Raw genomic sequence first — 15,671 nt, 5'->3', positions numbered from 1 at the left:
CGCCGGGGGCCATCATGGGAGCCGAGATGACTTTACGCGAACGCCTGGCGGCAAATGAAACGGTGCGCCCCGCCAGCAATGGACAAGGCGCGCTGGCGCTGCACGCCTACCAGGAACTGAAAAAAACCATGCACCAGACGATACTCGACCGTATCGACCTGGAACGCCTGAAACGCCTGACTGCCGAGCAGTTCAAGCATGAGCTGGCGCTGCTGGTGCAGCGCGTGATCGAGGAAGAGCGCATCGTCCTCAATCAGCACGAGCGGCATAGCCTGGTGCTCGACATCCAGCACGAGATGCTGGGCTTTGGTCCGCTGGAACCGTTGCTGGCCGACGCCAGCGTGTCCGACATCCTTGTCAATACCTGCGACAAGGTGTACGTGGAGCGGGGCGGGCGGCTGCAGCTGACGGACGTGACCTTCCACGACAATGCGCACCTGATGAAGATCATCGAAAAGATCGTCTCGCGCGTGGGACGGCGCGTCGACGAATCGAGCCCGATGGTCGACGCGCGCCTGCCGGACGGCTCGCGCGTGAATGCCATCATCCCGCCGCTGGCCGTCGACGGGCCGATCCTGTCGATCCGGCGCTTTGCCGTGCAGCCTTTGACGATCGCCAACCTGCTCGACTATAAAAGCCTGACGCCGCCCATGGTGCAGGTGCTGCAGGCGCTGGGGCAGGCCAAGGTCAACATCCTGATCTCGGGTGGCACGGGCAGCGGCAAGACGACCCTGCTCAACGTGTTGTCCGGCTTCATTCCCGGCAGCGAGCGCATCGTCACCATCGAGGATGCGGCCGAACTGGCGCTGCGCCAGCCGCACGTGGTGCGCCTGGAAACGCGCCCGCCGAATATCGAAGGCAAGGGCGAAGTAAGCCAGCGCGCGCTGGTGCGCAATGCGCTGCGCATGCGGCCCGACCGCATCATCCTGGGCGAGGTGCGCGGCGCAGAGGCGCTCGACATGCTGCAGGCGATGAACACGGGCCATGAAGGGTCGCTGGCGACCATCCATTCGAACACGGCGCGCGACGCGCTGGCGCGGCTGGAAAACATGGTCGGCATGGCCAACGTGAACCTGACGCCGCGCGCCACGCGCCAGCAGATCTGTTCGGCCGTGACGGTGGTGATGCAAGTGTCGCGCCTGACGGATGGCGCGCGCAAGCTGGTCAGCCTGCAGGAAGTGACGGGGATGGAAGGCGACATCATCGCCATGCATGAAATCTTCCGCTTCGAGCAGACGGGCGTCGATGCCGACGGCAAGGTGCAGGGCCACTTTTGCGCCACGGGCGTGCGGCCCCGCTTTACGGAGCGCTTGCGCATGTTCGGCGCGCCGGTGCCGGACACGGTGTTCGACCCGGACCGAATTTATGAGTAAGGGGGAGGGATCATGGACCTGGTGTTCTACGGCTTTGCCGTGCTGCTGTTCGCCGCCTGCATTCTGATGGTGGAAGGGGCCTGGCTGTGGTGGTCGGGCACGCATGGCAGCGCGGCGCGGCGCATCAACCGGCGCCTGCGGCTGATGGCGGCGCGCGGCGAGGCGGGCGGCGAGCGCGTCTCCATCCTCAAGCAGCGCCGCTATGCGCGTTCGCCCGGCCTGGAGCGGCTGCTGCGGCGCATGCCGCAGGCGGCGCGGCTGGATCATTTGCTGCTGCAATCGGGCTTGTCCTGGTCGGTGGCGCAATTCCTGGGCGGCAGCGGCGCCTTGCTGCTGGCGGCCTTGCTGCTGTTGGCGGCCTGGTCCATGCCCTTGCCCGGCGCCTTGCTGCTGCTGTCCTGCGCCGTGAGCGCACCGTGTTTGTTCGTGCTGCGCGCGCGCGCCGCGCGGCTGAAAAAGATCGAGGCGCAACTGCCGGAAGCGGCCGATTTCCTGGCCCGCGCGCTGCGCGCCGGGCACTCGTTTTCGAACGTGCTGCAGATGGTGGGAGACGAACTCAATGAGCCGATCAGCGGCGAATTCAAGACGGCGCACGAAGAGATCAATTACGGCGTGCCGATGAACGAGGCGCTGCAAAACCTGGCCGCGCGCATCCCGCTGACGGACTTGCGCTACCTCGTCATCGCCGTGCTGGTGCAGCGCGAATCGGGCGGCAACCTGGCCGAGGTGCTGGTCAGCATCGCGCGCATCATCCGCGCCCGCTTGAAGCTGCTGGGACAGGTGCGCGTGCTGTCGGCCGAGGGGCGCATGTCGGCCTGGGTGCTGGGCCTGATGCCGGTGGTGATGATCGGTGTCATGGCCCTGGTCAACCCGCAATACATCCGCCTGCTGTGGACCGATCCCAGCGGCATCAAACTGTTGTGGTACGCGGCTGGCATGGTGGCGCTGGGTGTCGTCTGGATGCGTAACGTCATCCGCATCCGTATTTGAAGGGCGCGCCTGAAAAAAAGTCCATGGCGTTGTTGCGTCGCCTCGCCGTACGCCCGTACTGTCTTCGGCGACGCGCCTAGCCCTGAACGTTTTTTCAGTCGATCAGAGGAGGAATACTTCATGACCGGTGCACAACTGCTGTTCTTGTTGATCGTCTTTGCCGTGGTGGTGGCGCTGGCCCTGCTGGCGTGGCTGATCTTCTTTCCCGGTACCTTGCGCCAGCGTCTGTTCGGCGCCACGGCGTCGGCCGCCAGCGAGGCGGTGGCCGATACTGGCTGGGTCGAGCGGGTGGTGCGCGTGGCGCAGCCGTTCAGCAAGCTGTCGCTGCCGGAAGAGGGCTGGGAACGCTCGCCGCTGCGCACGCGTTTCATGAACGCGGGCTGGCGCCAGGCGAGCGCGCCGGCCCTGTACTTTGCGGCGAAAAGCGTGCTGGCCCTGCTGTTTCCCACCGTGCTGGGCCTGTATGCGGCCAGCGCCATGGCGGCGCAGCTGCGCAGCGTGCTGCTGTTGCTGCTGTGCGTCAGCGCCACCATCGGCTATTACCTGCCCAACCTGGTGCTGGCCAGCACGGCCAAGCGGCGCCAGCGCGACATTTTCGAAAACATCCCCGATGCGCTCGACTTGCTGACCGTGTGCGTGGAAGCGGGCCTGAGCCTGGAGCGCGCGCTGGTAAAGGTGTCGGGCGAGATCCACATCAAAAGCGTGGTACTGGCGCAGGAATTGCAACTGGTGCTGATGGAAATGCGCGCCGGTTTTTCCAAGGAAAAGGCGCTGCGCAACCTGGCCTTGCGCAGCGGCGTGGAAGACGTCGATACCCTGGTCGCCATGCTGATCCAGTCGGAACGCTTCGGCACCAGCATGGGCGATTCGCTGCGCGTGCATTCGGAAAACCTGCGCGGCAAGCGCAGCCTGCTGGCCGAGGAGGCGGCGGCGAAGATCGCGTTAAAGCTGCTGTTCCCGCTGATTTTTTGCGTCTTTCCCACCCTGATGCTGGTGCTGATGGGGCCGGCCGTGATCGAAGTCTATCGCGTGCTCGTGCCGGCCATGGCCAGCCGCTGAAAGGAGTCTCACCATGCGCTTGACGATATCCCGCCTGGCCGCCGCCTGCGCCTGTCTGGGCCTGGCCGCCTGTACCACGCAGCTGGCCCATGCACCGGCGCCGCAGTGGCCTGACGCCGATGCCGCCTATGCGGCGGGGCGCCAGCATGTCGAGCGGGGCGACCTGCCCGCGGCGCAAGCGGCTTATGAGCAAGCCCTGCGCCATGCGCCGCGCCACGTGAACGCGCGCAACGGACTGGCCGTGCTGCACGCGCAGCGGGGCGAGCATGACGCGGCGATCGCCCATTGGCTGGCCTTGACGCAGGAGGCGGGTACACGGCAGCCGCAGCAGGCCTATCTGTTCAGCAATCTCGGCCACGCCTATTATTTAAGCGGCCGCGACGCGCAAGCCTTGCCCGTGCTGGAACAGGCATGCCTGCTCGATCCGCTCAATGCGCTGGCCTGGCAGCACCTGGCGCAGGTACTGGAACGGCTGGGACAGCACGAGCGCGCCGCCGTCATGCGGCGCCAGGCGGCCAGCTTGCAGGAACACGATGTGCGGCGCGATCTGGCCTTGTTGCGCGGCGAGGCGCCGCCGCAGGGCGTGCCCGCGCCGGTGCCCGATGCGCCCGCCATGGCGCGCGTGGAGATCACGCAGAGCGATGGCATGGCCCGCCTGAGACGCGTGCCGGCGGCGGTGCGCAGCCTGACCGTTAGCCCATTGGTGCCGGCTGCGCCTGTGGCTGGCACGCCGCGTCCGCGCCTGGAAATTGTCAACGGCAACGGCGTGCCGGGCCTGGCCGCCGCGCTGGCGCGCAGTCTGGCAGGAGCGCCCGTGCAGGTGGTGCGCCTGGCCAATGAAGCCAGCTTCCAGGTGGCGCGCACGCGCGTCGAGTACCGGCCCGCGCAGGAACAGGCGGCGCGCCAGCTGGCCCGCCAGTTGGGTACGCAGGTGCAGACCCAGGTGCAGACCCAGGCCGCCGATTGCCCCGCCAGCGAGCTGCGTCTGGTACTGGGGCGCGACTTGAGCGACCCCGCCATGCTGCACCGCTATTATCTGCAGCAATTGCAGCTGGCGCGCCAGGCGCTGGCACGGCTCGGTTAACACGCATCGGCTGGCATAAAAAAACGCGGCGCCTTTTGCGGGCGCCGCGTGCTTTTGAGCGTGCCAGTGCTTATTTAGCCTGGCGGCGGCGCGTAAAGGCGAGGACGGCCAATCCCGTCCCCAGCAGGAACAGGGTGCCTGGCTCCGGCACTTGCAAGGGATCGATGACGACGATGTCGGTGCGCGTGGACTTGGAAAAATTCAAGGTGTAGCTGCCGGCGGGCAGGGCGAAATTCGAGGTCAGGGAAAACATCGCGAAGCCATTCGTGAAGGCGCGCCCGGTGGCCGGGTCGTTGGTGCCGGCCGTCATGTTCAGGCTGAACGGGTCCAGGCTACCGACCGTATGGTTGCCGTTGATGTCGCTGCCATTGCTGGCATCGCCATCAGGCGCGAACTGGAAGATCACGCCGTCGGCATTCGCATGCGACAGGCAGCCGACGGGACTGGCGGCATTGCACGAGATATTGAAGATATCCATGATCGACACGTTCGACTTGTCGCCCATGGTCGTCACGCTGGTGCGCAGGTCGCGTCGGCCCATGAAGCTGAAGGTGATGAAGCCGGCGCTCGACAGGGTCAGGTTGACGGAGCCGGTCAGCGTGTCGCCGGCCGTGGAGGACGCCGCCCCCACCGTGTTGCGCTGCGCTTCTGACACGGCGCTGACGGTGGAGCCGGCGGCAGTGAGCATATTGCCGAAGGAATGCGCATCGCCGCGCGCGAACTCCAGTGCAGCGGTGGGCGCGTAGTGGTTTTGCGGCGAGGCGCTGCAGCCGGTGCCGGAGCACACTTGCAGCACGTCGGCGTTGGCAGCCGGACCCGTATTGACGGCGCGCGGATTGACGGCCACGCCGCCCTGGAAAAAGGCGCTGTCGCTGGCATTGCGGTTGGCGCCAGCCAGCGACAGCGCGCCAGCGCTGGTGGTGATACGGAAATTGTTCAACTCGTTGACGGCCAGGCCGTAGGCACCTGCCTGCGCCTGACCACTGGCCAGCAGACTTGCCGCCGCCAGTGCGCCCAGCCAACCCAGGGTCTTGTTTCGTGTGTGATCGACGTTCATCGCAGCCTCTTATCGTAGTCAGTCTCGGGAAATCCGGGGGAGAAAGAATCCAGAATGTCCAGAATGACTTGTCTGAATTCATCTCGTAGACAGTGATAAGCAGCTTGTATGCCACACAAAAAAAGCACATGGAATCAAGTGCTTGCGTAAAGCAGACTGAGCCGGTGGAAGCAAAGTGTAAGAAAGGCCGACGCCGCTTTCAGGTGCCCCGGTGATAACCCAGGTGGCCACCCGAATTGCGCGCGCAGCCGCAGCCGATGCGCGCCACTTCCTCGCCTTCCGTCAATTTCCAGTTGGTAATCGTCGTGTGCTGCCAGTCGATGTCGCTTTTCTTGACAGGCTTCACCGTCAACGTGCGGGCGGCCGCATCCGTGTACTCCATCAGCTCCTCGTCGTCGGCGATGTCGAAATGGCGGTGGATCAGGGAAATGCCGAAGCGGTCGAGCGCGCCATAGCGCTGCAGCACGTCGCGCAGTTCGCGAAAACACGCCAGGTCGTCGGGCAGCAGCGGATCGACGGCGGAAATATCGGCGACGGGCTGCCATTGCATGGCGTGGATGTTCAGGCTGTGCATGATGTTCTCCTGTGCCCCTTGTCGCTAGCCCAGGCTGCCGGAGGGGCGCCGGCACGCCTGGCGAAATGCTCATCGTGGCCGCAACGCCGCTGCGGCGCTTGCGCCAGATCAAAGGTGCGGCACATCATGGCTTGCCCGGTAAAATAGGCCATGGCAAACAAAACCCCCACCTTCCCCGGCGCACGCACGGGCCGCGGCCAGGTCCTGGCCGTGCTGCTGTCGAACCGCGACCAGTCCGGCGCCGAACCGCTGCAAGGCCGCGTCTCGCTGGCCGCCATCGTGAAAGCGCTGAAACGCAAATACCACTGGCCGATTGAAACGCACAGCTTCCCCGCGAATACGCAGGACGGCCGCGCCAGCTGGGCGACCGTCTACAGCTTGCCGGAAAAGGTTATCGAGGCCGCGCTGGAGGCCGGCGGCCGGGAGTGGCTGGAGAGCCGGGCAGTAGCCGGGCGGCGGTGAATGCGCCGCAGTACGCTATTCGAGCCGGAAGCCGACCTTCAGCGTGACCTGGAAGTGCGCCACCTTGCCATCGACGATATGGCCGCGCGATTCCGTCACTTCATACCAGTCCATATGCTTGACCGTCAGCGCCGCCTTGGCAATGGCATCGCGTATCGCCTGATCGCTGCTCTCGGTCGACGTGCCGACCAGTTCGATCAGCTTGTAAGTGTGTGCGGACATGATATTTCCCCAGGTAGGCAAGCCAGACATCGGGAGCCTGCTTTGCGCAAGCACGTGCTCATCTTGCGCCTAAACGTGCTGATAGTCATTGCGCGGTGCAGCATGCGTCATGCGGGCGGCTTGCCTCGATGGGTTTCAAGGATTCCGGGAGTGTCTCCCCGGCGGGAGAAAAGAAAAAAGGGCTACAAGCATAGGCCTGTACCCCTTGATTTCCTACTGAATTCTGGTGCCGACTAGCGGTTTCGAATTGGTACTTGATGATTGAACATTCTACATTAAGTGGGATGCCAAAGCGATGTTCTCGGGGAATTGGTAGCCTGTTTGTCACGTCTACAAGTTAGCTAGAAGTTCAGTGGTAGCTAGTACTAGCCGAATTATCTAATGTCAATGCTTTGGCTTTGATAGTCTTGCCGAGAAATTAGCAGGATTTCAAAGTGGCTAAAGAAGATGCGAACAAAACTATGCTATTTTCATGATAACTTAAATGGTAGTTAATTTATGTGGAAATTTCATTCCTTAGATATGGCAACATTGTTTTTCGATGGAGCAACAGGTTTCCTTAACACTCTAGGTTTTGCTGGCTGACGGAAGAATATTTTATCCAGATCGATAAATTGATCGGCGGAATATTTTAATAATGGGCTTAACCCTTTAGAAAATGCGGCGAGCCAGACTTGTTTTCCATGTCGAGCAACTTCTTCTATTAGAGGTAAGTAATCACCGTCACCACCAATTATTAATAGGGTATCGAAGTTTCTATCGTATGAGTGTCGCATCATATCTACAGTAAGATTAATATCAACACTTTTTGATTTTGCCGTTCTGCCTTCTTTTTTGAATACTCTAGGTTGGAGATACCCGGTCCCTTTAATTTTGTCACTTTCTGCATATGTATAAGATGTTTCGCATATCTTTTTTCGTGCATTATCCAGAGCATTATGATCTCCCACGAAGGTTTGATAGTAAGAAATCCTTGCGAAGTCAGCGAAAAATTCTTCTGTTATTTTTGGATGCCAGACAAGTAGGTTTTCTTCGTGGACAACGTCTTTATTTTTTATAGCACCATCTTTAACCATGTCTTGAAATCTAAAAATCATATTCTCACCATCTACAAAACCAATTACTTTTTGGCTCATGTTTTTCCTATTAATTTATAAATATAGTATTTTTTATTTATGCATGCGTAATTGTTGAATTTTTTTGACTATTCTAAGTATCTGCTGTGGCGAGTAAAATTCCGAAATAAAGATAAAAAAATTGCTCGTATCTCTCAACAGAGTCCCCTAAAAGGGGGAACTATTTACGAGTGAAATTTTACTTTGTTGCAACATTCTGTTATACGGAGGTTGTTACTTATAGGCGGCAATCAAAGGAGGTATGAAGAAGGCTGGGCTTGGCGACTGTGGGAGGCGAATTTCCGATGGTGCTCAAAAAATTCCGAAGGTGCTTAGTGAATTATATGAGTATCTTCGGGGGAAAATGAGCGCCTTCGTGGATTGCCAGTTGCTGGCGTTGGTCAACTGTAACTACGGCGACCTGCTCAGTTTTGAGCGGATTGTCATCTAGACAGACACCAGAAATCTTGTGTCGCTTTCACATGCCGCTGGCGCTTTGTGCCGCGCGAACTGCGATTCTTACTTTAAACATTTAATGTTTAGGGCTAGACAGCAATTTAGGCAAATAAGACAACGCCTGCACATCTCGTTCTGCGAAATATTGGGTGGCCTTTTGCGGTAACCACACGTTGTTAAAATGGGCTCGAAAATCAGCTAAATATTCATTCGGGTACAGCCTGGCACTAACAACTCGCCCATCGGTATATTTGTGTTGATACGAAGGGAAGTCAGAGGGATTGACCCCTTTTTCCTTTCTTATCCACACCGAAAACATCTTGCCCTCCGAAATGTCTGGAACCATACCTTCGGGCAATGTATATCCCTCCGTTTCCAAGGGGGCGATTAATCCGAAAATCAGTTCGTTCAGCATCGAGAAATGGGTTGCTGGGATTTCCGCGCGATTTGCCATGTAGCGTTGTAGATGAACTGGCATGCTATTGGGCGTCCCAGCACGAACGCCGCCAGACATCCACTCATATACCCATTTTGTAACCTGAACTGCAAACTTCGCGGAAAGCCACTGACCAAGATTGATAGCAACCTGTGGATGGACCCATGTGCCTTGAGTGCGTACATCACCGCCAGTGTTCGTATGTATGAGGAGCGCTGCGGGAATTTTTAGGTCAGCTTCTAACTCAACTAAAAACGCTATCGTATTGCTATTGCGCCTGTAATCGCTCCAGTTTTTTTGACTTGCCTTACATAAGGCAGTTGCGTTGATGTACCCATCGACAGCGCGCTGGTCAATTATAGACCCGTCGGCTTCGTGAGGGATAAGTGCAAGTGCAAGTTGGTTCGACATGTAATACTTTCAGTATAGGTAACGTAATCGCATTTTATTGATATAAAAACATTATTTCAGTGTCTGCAATTTGGCTTGTGTTTGCCGTAGGCTTAAAATCTATAGCAGCATCTTCCATAACGACTACATAATATAGTGATGCAACTAGGAAATTCTCTCGGAATATCACTCCGTCTACAATACTTGCTTTTGTCTGTTACAAAACGACCGTTTTTCAACATCTATCAAAGTCAACGATTATCCATGTTGGAAATATAGCGATTACAATTTCTAACAGGCAGGGATATTCTAACAGTCTTTTCTAACACCACTTGCCGGGAAATCATTATGGCAACCTTCGTATGCGGCCGCGTCAGCACCAAAGAACAGACCGCTGACAATCAGCGTCTCGAAATAGAGGGTGCAGGCCACCAAGTCGATTACTGGTTCTCCGACATCATCAGTGGCAAGACCAGCGCCACCCAGCGTCCGCAGTTCGCTACGCTGTTGGCCCAGATTCGCAACCGGGAAATGCTGGTGGTGTCAAAGCTCGACCGCTTGGGCCGCGACGCGCAGGACGTCGGTGCCACCGTCAAGCTGTTGGGGAATTATCCTGGCCGCCCGGAAAATTTCGGTTATCGTGCTACAGCTCGGCAAACTGGACCTGGCATCCGCCGCAGGCAAGATGATGTTGACTATGCTGGCTGCGGTGGCAGAGATGGAGAGGGATTTGCTTGTGGAGCGTACACAGTCAGGTCTGGCCCTGGCAAAGAGCGAAGGCAAGACGCTGGGGCTGCCATCGAAGACGACAGCTGAGCAGCGCACCGAGATTGTCGCCAAGTACGAGCAGGGTGAGAGCGTTAGTGCACTGGCACGGATGTACGAGATATCGCGCGCTAATATTTTGTGGGTGGTAAAACCAGCTTGAATTAGCTTAGCTTTTCATGCACGACGAGAAATTAAGTCTGAAACCTTCTTTTGCAAGAAAACGTTGAAGAGTGGATGCATAAGAATCTTGTCATAAACCTCAGTGCGTCCGGCCATTCGATGACGCACATTGGTAAAGAAGAGTGCAGCGGAAGTATCCTTCTTATTACAAGCCGAGATAATTGCGTTAACGCTATGTTTTATGTTCTCTTGAATTGCAATGGCATCAGTATCTTGAATAATTTCATCGAATATTTCCCTCCAAGGACGTTCATCCGCAATCTGGTCAGGAACGTTTTCTTCGCCAAAATACAGCCAATGGTGCGTCCCCTTGAAATCCATACTGTAGCAAGCTGAGCTCTCCTCAACTCGTATCGAGCCAGCGAATTTCTCACCCTGTGCGAAAGGCCTAACTAAGGTGCCTTGCGAACTTATTGAGGTAGCCACGAACCCTTCGTCATTTGTGCGAGCGTAAACATAGCCAGGAGGAAGAGCATTGTTCAGTGCGATAGTTGCGGCGGCCATCGATGTACCGCATAGGTCGAGGGTCATCCTGATAACGCTCGTCGGGTCTTTTTGAGTAAGAATTTGGTCGCGAAGCCAATCTCGCGGCATTAATAATTCTGCAGCGAATCGATTTGCCTCAGCCTCCATCTCCCAATAAGCGTGATCGGCATCTTCTGTGTGCTTCACCGAGTCACTATAGGAGAAAATTGTACCGGAATGCCAAGGGATCAGGACGTGACCGAACTCATGGGCTAAAGTAAATTTAGCTCTAGTGGCAGCGATTTGTGAATTTACAATTATCGATGGTCGTCGCAATTTTGCCTTCAGGTGAAGCGATACTCCGTCGACTTGCTGAACAGGAATTGGCAAGAAGTCGACATCTGCATAGACTGAAACCAAATCAAGTAAGCTTTCACCTGGCGTAAATCCATGCCGCTCTGCAATTAGCCGGGCAATCGCAACTTCAGGCCAGCGGTCAATCAAGCTTGCCCAACTTTCTTAGCCAATCTGTTACTCTCTTAGCGTCGTCTGTACTCCCAGCACGAGCAGCTAGGGGCATGGAAAAGTAATCTTCAGTGAAGTCCTCTATAGGACGCTTAGTTCGTTTGGCCGCAACAATGCCATATATTGCGTTTGCATCCCGCATCCACACTGCATACTCGTGTTTATTCATCCCGAGCAACTCGCGGAGTTCCAAATCTTGGCCAATCTGACCTTCGTGCCACTGCTCTACGTAGTCATCAATCTGGTCTGGCAACGCGGTACCACGAACGCAGCGGTCAATGAATGACATGTTAGACATTTATCTTCCTCCCTTTAACTGCTTCTTTTGTTTGTTCGCCAGATTGAGCATGGAATGCGCCCAGATGGCGGCCGCGCTTATCGAAACCTTCGATTTCTCCGTGGAGAGAGTCCCAGGTGTAGTAGTTGTTTCTGTCTTTGCTAGCCCATACTTGTTGGGCCCCTTGAACTTTGATCTTGTCGCAACTGTCGAGAAATGATGGTACTGGTTTAGGGATTTGTACCATTAAAACGCGCTCAAGGGCGCCCAGTTGTAAGCTGAAATATATTCTATCGCGATTAACTTGCAAGGTAAACAAGTCAATCCGACATCCGCGTACCGTAACGACGGAAAATGCCTACATGGCGCCTACGCAATCTATGGTATGCCAAAGAAAAATGACAAAGGGCTACAAGCAGAAGCATGTAACCCTTTGATTTCCTACTGAATTCTGGTGCCGACTGCCGGTTTCGAACTGGCCACCTGATGATTACAAATCAACTGCTCTACCAAATGAGCTAAGTCGGCAAAAACTGCGCGTTGCGAATTATACGCTATTTAATGCGTGTCAGGGTCGGGCGGCCGCCTTTTTTTGGTGGCTCGTCGTCGCCGGGCGTGGCGTTGTCGCGTTGTTCGGGGGAGCTGGCCGGCACGGACGACAGGGTCGGGCCGCTGGCGGCGGGGGCGAGCACGGGCGGCGGCACGTCGGCGGAAGCGGGGCTGTCCGTCGGTTGCGCGTCGGGATCATCGTTGCCCAGCACGGGCTCGAAGGCCATGCCCTGGCCGTTTTCGTTGGCGTAGATGGCCATCACGTTGTCGACCGGCACGTAGATTTCGCGCGAGACGCCGCCAAAGCGGGCGTGGAAGCGGATGGCGTCGTTGTCCATCTTCAGGCCGCTGGTGGCGCCGAAGCTGATGTTGAGCACGATTTCGCCCTTTTTCACGTATTCCATCGGTACCGTGGTGCGCGAATCGACTTTGACCGCGAGATAAGGCGTGTAGCCGCTGTCGGTGCACCATTCGTAGATGGCGCGCAGCATATAAGGTTTGGTTGAGATTTCAGACATGATAGGCACTGTGAGGCGGGAGCGCCCCCGTCAGCATGAGGCGGGCGCACCGGTAGTTCAAAAGACTGGGACAGCGCAAAAAACAACTTTAACACGTGGCCCAAGATGCCCCAGAAAGCGTCGCGAGCAAGCCCGATATCGGCTTGAGTAACGCAGCCGTACTTCAGTACGGCGGGTAACGCCTAGTCGAGAGCGGGCTGCGCAGCAGCTTTATGGGGATATCTTTTAGCGGCGCATGACTTTTTCGGATGGCGTCAGCGCTTCGATGTAGGCAGGACGCGAGAAGATGCGTTCGGCGTATTTCATCAGCGGTGCAGCCGTCTTCGACAGTTCGATGCCGTAGTGGTCCAGGCGCCACAGCAGCGGCGCGACAGCCACGTCGAGCATCGAGAATTCGTCGCCCAGCATGTACTTGTTTTTCAGGAACAGTGGCGCCAGGGTGGTCAGGCGGTCGCGGATTTCCGCGCGTGCCTTGTCGTGGGCCTTGTCGTTGCTCTTGGCGCGTTCGCTTTCCAGCACGTGCACGTGCACGAACAGTTCTTTTTCGAAATTGAACAGCATCAGGCGCGCGCGGGCACGCATCAGCGGATCGGCCGGCATCAGTTGCGGATGCGGGAAGCGCTCATCGATGTACTCGTTGATGATGTTCGATTCATACAGGATCAGTTCGCGTTCGACCAGGATGGGCACCTGGCCATACGGGTTCATGGTCGAAATGTCTTCCGGTTTGTTGAACAGGTCGACGTCGCGCACTTCAAAGTCCATGCCTTTTTCAAACAGGACCAGGCGGCAGCGTTGCGAAAATGGGCAGGTTGTACCCGAATAGAGAACCATCATTTTTTATAGTTCCTTAGAAACAAAGGGGGTGAAGCCGCGAACGGCTCACCCCAGGTCGCTTGTCCACTCATGCGGACAACGCAGAAACAGGCATAAACCGGCCTAAGGCCGGCGCCTCACTTATTTGACTTCCTTCCAGAACGACGCGTTAAGGCGCCATGCCAGCAGAGCAAAGACCGACAGGAACAGCAGCACCCAAACGCCCAGGCGCTTGCGTGTCTGCTGTGCCGGTTCGGCCATCCACTCCATGTAGCCGACCAGGTCGGCTACCGCATTGTCGTACTCGATCTTGTTCAACGTACCTGGCTTGACCTGCTCGAAGCCGGTAAATTTGTGGATCTTCTTGCCAGCTTCGTGCGGATCGTTCTCTTCCACGAACTTGGCAGTCTGGACACCTTGCAATTCCCATAATACATGCGGCATGGCAACATTCGGCACGACCATATTGTTCCAGCCGGTCGGACGAGTGTCGTCTTTATAGAACGTACGCAGGTAAGTATACAGGTAGTCGCCGCCTGTGCCAGCGGAAGATGATTTCGCGCGCGAAATTACCGACAAATCCGGCGGTACGACACCAAAGAAGGCCTTGGCGTCCTGCGGCGCCAGGCTGGTCGTCATCAAGTCGCCGACTTTATCGCCGGAGAACAACAGATTCTGCTTGATCTGGTCTTCCGTCAAGCCCAGGTCGCGCAGGCGGTTGTAGCGCATCGACACGGCGGCGTGGCAATTCAAGCAATAATTGACGAACAATTTGGCGCCATGTTGCAGCGCTGCCATGTTGGTCTGGCGGTCAGGCGCCTTGTCCAGCGGAAAGCCGCCTTCGCTGGCGAGAGCCATGGCGGGCACGAGTGCCAGGATGGCGAGCAGTTTTTTTGCAATCTTCATATGATGTATGTCCTTTGAGCGTGGCGTGAGAGCGGCTTAGTGCGGGTGAAACGTCACACGCGACGGCACGGTCTTGAACTTGCCCATGGCACTCCACCATGGCATCAGCAGGAAGAAGCTGAAGTAAATCAGGGTGCACACTTGCGACACGATGGTTCTGAAGTCCGTTGGCGGCTGGGTCCCGAGGTAGCCGAGGATCAGGAACGACAGGCCGAAGATGGCGTACACATATTTGTGCCAGTTCGGACGGTAGCGGATCGATTTCACGGGCGAATGGTCGAGCCATGGCAGGAAGGCCAGGATCACGACGGAACCGCCGAAGAACACCACGCCCCAGAATTTCGCATCAAGCACCTGCGGCAGCATGCCGATGATGGCGACGATGGCGATGCCGGCGATGATGGACTTGACCGTCGTCGACAGGCGCGACTTGAGCCAGATGAACACCACGTAGGCGGCCACGGCACCCATCAGCACGTACATGAAGTCGGCCGTGGTGGCACGCAGCACCGAGTAGAACGGCGTGAAGTACCAGGTTGGCGCGATGTGCAGCGGGGTTTTCAGCGAGTCGCCCGGCAGGAAATTGTTGTATTCCAGGAAGTAACCGCCCATTTCCGGCGCGAAGAAGACGACGGCGCTGAAAATGACGAGGAAGATCGAGACGCCGAACAGGTCGTGCACGGTGTAGTAAGGATGCGAAGGGATCGAATCGACGGGGTGGCCATCGGCGCCCAGGTTTTCCTTCACTTCGATGCCGTCCGGATTGCTCGAGCCGACTTCGTGCAGGGCGATCAAGTGCGCTGCAACCAAGCCCAGCAGTACCAGCGGGATGGCGATCACGTGGAAGGCGAAGAAGCGGTTCAGGGTGGCGTCGGACACCACGTAGTCGCCGCGGATCCACAACGACAGGTCAGGGCCGATGAACGGGATGGCGCCGAACAGGTTGACGATCACTTGCGCGCCCCAGTACGACATCTGGCCCCATGGCAGCAGGTAGCCGAAGAACGCTTCGGCCATCAGGCACAGGAAGATGGCGAAACCGAACAGCCAGATCAGTTCACGTGGCTTGCGGTACGAACCGTACAGCAGGCCGCGCGTCATGTGCAGGTAGACGATGATGAAGAAGGCGGAGGCGCCCGTCGAGTGCATGTAGCGCACCAGCCAGCCCCACGGCACTTCGCGCATGATGTACTCGACGGAATTGAAGGCCAGGGCCGCATCCGGTTTGTAGTGCATGGTCAGGAAGATGCCGGTGACGATCTGCAAGACCAGCACCAGCATGGCCAGCGAGCCGAAGATGTACCAGAAATTGAAGTTTTTCGGAGCGTAGTACTTGCCCCATTGGTCGTTCCACAGCTTGGTCAGGGGAAAGCGGTCATCGACCCAGCCCAGCGCTTTTTCGGCGGCGGGAGCGTCTGCCGGGAACTTCGTTTCTTTGAAAGCAGCCAT

17 protein-coding genes, 1 tRNA gene and 1 pseudogene are annotated in these 15,671 nt (G+C 57.4%); 6 read left to right on the top strand and 13 right to left on the bottom strand.

Annotation, left to right across the window (positions count from 1 at the left end; genetic code table 11):
- Positions 1-26: 26 nt before the first annotated feature.
- The 4 genes from AC1Q6X_RS09480 (at position 27) to AC1Q6X_RS09465 (ending at position 4,506) form a co-directional block, all read left to right on the top strand.
- Complete coding sequence (locus AC1Q6X_RS09480; RefSeq protein ID WP_436542763.1) at positions 27-1,373, top strand: TadA family conjugal transfer-associated ATPase; 1,347 nt, start codon at positions 27-29, stop codon at positions 1,371-1,373.
- Positions 1,374-1,385: 12 nt separating this feature from the next.
- The gene (locus tag AC1Q6X_RS09475; protein ID WP_070219073.1) at positions 1,386-2,363 is read left to right on the top strand and encodes a type II secretion system F family protein; all 978 of its coding nucleotides are present in this window, start codon (positions 1,386-1,388) and stop codon (positions 2,361-2,363) included.
- 120 nt (positions 2,364-2,483) lie between these two features.
- Complete coding sequence (locus AC1Q6X_RS09470; protein WP_070289464.1) at positions 2,484-3,422, top strand: type II secretion system F family protein; 939 nt, start codon at positions 2,484-2,486, stop codon at positions 3,420-3,422.
- 13 nt (positions 3,423-3,435) lie between these two features.
- Positions 3,436-4,506: a LytR C-terminal domain-containing protein gene (locus tag AC1Q6X_RS09465; protein ID WP_070219075.1), complete on the top strand. Its 1,071-nt coding sequence runs from the start codon at positions 3,436-3,438 to the stop codon at positions 4,504-4,506.
- A 70-nt stretch (positions 4,507-4,576) separates the two neighbouring features.
- Here AC1Q6X_RS09465 and AC1Q6X_RS09460 read toward each other — a convergent pair whose 3' ends face one another.
- Together AC1Q6X_RS09460 and AC1Q6X_RS09455 are read right to left on the bottom strand one after the other, a co-directional pair.
- Complete coding sequence (locus tag AC1Q6X_RS09460; RefSeq protein WP_230504154.1) at positions 4,577-5,563, bottom strand: EDSAP-1 family PEP-CTERM protein; 987 nt, start codon at positions 5,561-5,563, stop codon at positions 4,577-4,579.
- 199 nt (positions 5,564-5,762) lie between these two features.
- Complete coding sequence (locus AC1Q6X_RS09455; protein ID WP_070289467.1) at positions 5,763-6,137, bottom strand: hypothetical protein; 375 nt, start codon at positions 6,135-6,137, stop codon at positions 5,763-5,765.
- Between the two features lie 150 nt (positions 6,138-6,287).
- Here AC1Q6X_RS09455 and AC1Q6X_RS09450 point away from each other — a divergent pair, with 150 nt between their 5' ends.
- Positions 6,288-6,599, top strand: a complete 312-nt coding sequence (locus tag AC1Q6X_RS09450; RefSeq protein ID WP_070289468.1) for a hypothetical protein — start codon at positions 6,288-6,290, stop codon at positions 6,597-6,599.
- A 15-nt stretch (positions 6,600-6,614) separates the two neighbouring features.
- On the opposite strand, the gene AC1Q6X_RS09445 is transcribed toward AC1Q6X_RS09450, so the two are convergent.
- From AC1Q6X_RS09445 to AC1Q6X_RS09435, 3 genes are all read right to left on the bottom strand, one after another.
- On the bottom strand, positions 6,615-6,821 hold the full coding sequence (locus tag AC1Q6X_RS09445) for a dodecin (protein WP_034753599.1): 207 nt from the start codon (positions 6,819-6,821) through the stop codon (positions 6,615-6,617).
- A 509-nt stretch (positions 6,822-7,330) separates the two neighbouring features.
- Positions 7,331-7,957 (bottom strand): NYN domain-containing protein, encoded by a 627-nt coding sequence (locus tag AC1Q6X_RS09440; RefSeq protein ID WP_230504151.1) that lies wholly within the window; start codon positions 7,955-7,957, stop codon positions 7,331-7,333.
- Positions 7,958-8,468: 511 nt separating this feature from the next.
- On the bottom strand, positions 8,469-9,239 hold the full coding sequence (locus AC1Q6X_RS09435) for a KilA-N domain-containing protein (RefSeq protein WP_492496604.1): 771 nt from the start codon (positions 9,237-9,239) through the stop codon (positions 8,469-8,471).
- A gap of 324 nt (positions 9,240-9,563) precedes the next feature.
- On the opposite strand from AC1Q6X_RS09435, the pseudogene AC1Q6X_RS09430 reads away from it, so the two are divergent.
- Positions 9,564-10,146, top strand: a pseudogene (locus AC1Q6X_RS09430) (recombinase family protein).
- Positions 10,147-10,160: 14 nt separating this feature from the next.
- Here the strand turns inward: AC1Q6X_RS09430 and AC1Q6X_RS09425 are convergent.
- The 8 genes from AC1Q6X_RS09425 to AC1Q6X_RS09390 form a co-directional block, all read right to left on the bottom strand.
- Positions 10,161-11,135, bottom strand: a complete 975-nt coding sequence (locus tag AC1Q6X_RS09425) for an ImmA/IrrE family metallo-endopeptidase (protein ID WP_230504147.1) — start codon at positions 11,133-11,135, stop codon at positions 10,161-10,163.
- The gene (locus tag AC1Q6X_RS09420) at positions 11,128-11,454 is read right to left on the bottom strand and encodes a hypothetical protein (protein WP_230504145.1); all 327 of its coding nucleotides are present in this window, start codon (positions 11,452-11,454) and stop codon (positions 11,128-11,130) included. The genes AC1Q6X_RS09425 and AC1Q6X_RS09420 overlap by 8 nt, the downstream gene beginning before the upstream one ends.
- On the bottom strand, positions 11,447-11,752 hold the full coding sequence (locus AC1Q6X_RS09415) for a colicin E3/pyocin S6 family cytotoxin (RefSeq protein ID WP_230504143.1): 306 nt from the start codon (positions 11,750-11,752) through the stop codon (positions 11,447-11,449). Before AC1Q6X_RS09415 ends, AC1Q6X_RS09420 begins: the two co-directional genes overlap by 8 nt.
- A 133-nt stretch (positions 11,753-11,885) precedes the next feature.
- A tRNA-Thr gene (locus AC1Q6X_RS09410) sits at positions 11,886-11,961 on the bottom strand.
- A 26-nt stretch (positions 11,962-11,987) separates the two neighbouring features.
- Positions 11,988-12,500 carry a ClpXP protease specificity-enhancing factor gene (locus AC1Q6X_RS09405; protein ID WP_070223748.1) on the bottom strand — a complete coding sequence of 171 codons (513 nt, stop codon included), beginning with the start codon at positions 12,498-12,500 and terminating at the stop codon, positions 11,988-11,990.
- A gap of 225 nt (positions 12,501-12,725) precedes the next feature.
- Entirely contained in the window at positions 12,726-13,337 is a 612-nt protein-coding gene (locus AC1Q6X_RS09400) for a glutathione S-transferase N-terminal domain-containing protein (RefSeq protein ID WP_010394154.1), read from the bottom strand.
- A 120-nt stretch (positions 13,338-13,457) separates the two neighbouring features.
- The gene (locus AC1Q6X_RS09395; protein WP_070223750.1) at positions 13,458-14,222 is read right to left on the bottom strand and encodes a cytochrome c1; all 765 of its coding nucleotides are present in this window, start codon (positions 14,220-14,222) and stop codon (positions 13,458-13,460) included.
- 36 nt (positions 14,223-14,258) lie between these two features.
- On the bottom strand, positions 14,259-15,671 hold the full coding sequence (locus AC1Q6X_RS09390; protein WP_070223764.1) for a cytochrome b: 1,413 nt from the start codon (positions 15,669-15,671) through the stop codon (positions 14,259-14,261).

The organism is Janthinobacterium sp. GW823-FHT06H09, assembly GCF_058794735.1.
Note: the sequence above shows the minus strand (reverse complement) of the source record. Positions and strands in the feature narration are given on the sequence as shown.

Excerpts from the sequence above, each read along its gene's own strand:
- AC1Q6X_RS09435 (WP_492496604.1), bottom strand. The coding sequence starts at position 9,239 with ATGTCGAACCAACTTGCACTTGCACTTATCCCTCACGAAGCCGACGGG.
- AC1Q6X_RS09440 (WP_230504151.1), bottom strand. The coding sequence starts at position 7,957 with ATGAGCCAAAAAGTAATTGGTTTTGTAGATGGTGAGAATATGATTTTT.
- AC1Q6X_RS09400 (WP_010394154.1), bottom strand. The coding sequence starts at position 13,337 with ATGATGGTTCTCTATTCGGGTACAACCTGCCCATTTTCGCAACGCTGC.
- AC1Q6X_RS09405 (WP_070223748.1), bottom strand. The coding sequence starts at position 12,500 with ATGTCTGAAATCTCAACCAAACCTTATATGCTGCGCGCCATCTACGAA.
- AC1Q6X_RS09480 (WP_436542763.1), top strand. The coding sequence starts at position 27 with ATGACTTTACGCGAACGCCTGGCGGCAAATGAAACGGTGCGCCCCGCC.
- AC1Q6X_RS09465 (WP_070219075.1), top strand. The coding sequence starts at position 3,436 with ATGCGCTTGACGATATCCCGCCTGGCCGCCGCCTGCGCCTGTCTGGGC.
- AC1Q6X_RS09420 (WP_230504145.1), bottom strand. The coding sequence starts at position 11,454 with ATGTCTAACATGTCATTCATTGACCGCTGCGTTCGTGGTACCGCGTTG.
- AC1Q6X_RS09460 (WP_230504154.1), bottom strand. The coding sequence starts at position 5,563 with ATGAACGTCGATCACACACGAAACAAGACCCTGGGTTGGCTGGGCGCA.
- AC1Q6X_RS09390 (WP_070223764.1), bottom strand. The coding sequence starts at position 15,671 with ATGGCTGCTTTCAAAGAAACGAAGTTCCCGGCAGACGCTCCCGCCGCC.
- AC1Q6X_RS09475 (WP_070219073.1), top strand. The coding sequence starts at position 1,386 with ATGGACCTGGTGTTCTACGGCTTTGCCGTGCTGCTGTTCGCCGCCTGC.
- AC1Q6X_RS09395 (WP_070223750.1), bottom strand. The coding sequence starts at position 14,222 with ATGAAGATTGCAAAAAAACTGCTCGCCATCCTGGCACTCGTGCCCGCC.
- AC1Q6X_RS09470 (WP_070289464.1), top strand. The coding sequence starts at position 2,484 with ATGACCGGTGCACAACTGCTGTTCTTGTTGATCGTCTTTGCCGTGGTG.
- AC1Q6X_RS09455 (WP_070289467.1), bottom strand. The coding sequence starts at position 6,137 with ATGCACAGCCTGAACATCCACGCCATGCAATGGCAGCCCGTCGCCGAT.
- AC1Q6X_RS09450 (WP_070289468.1), top strand. The coding sequence starts at position 6,288 with ATGGCAAACAAAACCCCCACCTTCCCCGGCGCACGCACGGGCCGCGGC.
- AC1Q6X_RS09445 (WP_034753599.1), bottom strand. The coding sequence starts at position 6,821 with ATGTCCGCACACACTTACAAGCTGATCGAACTGGTCGGCACGTCGACC.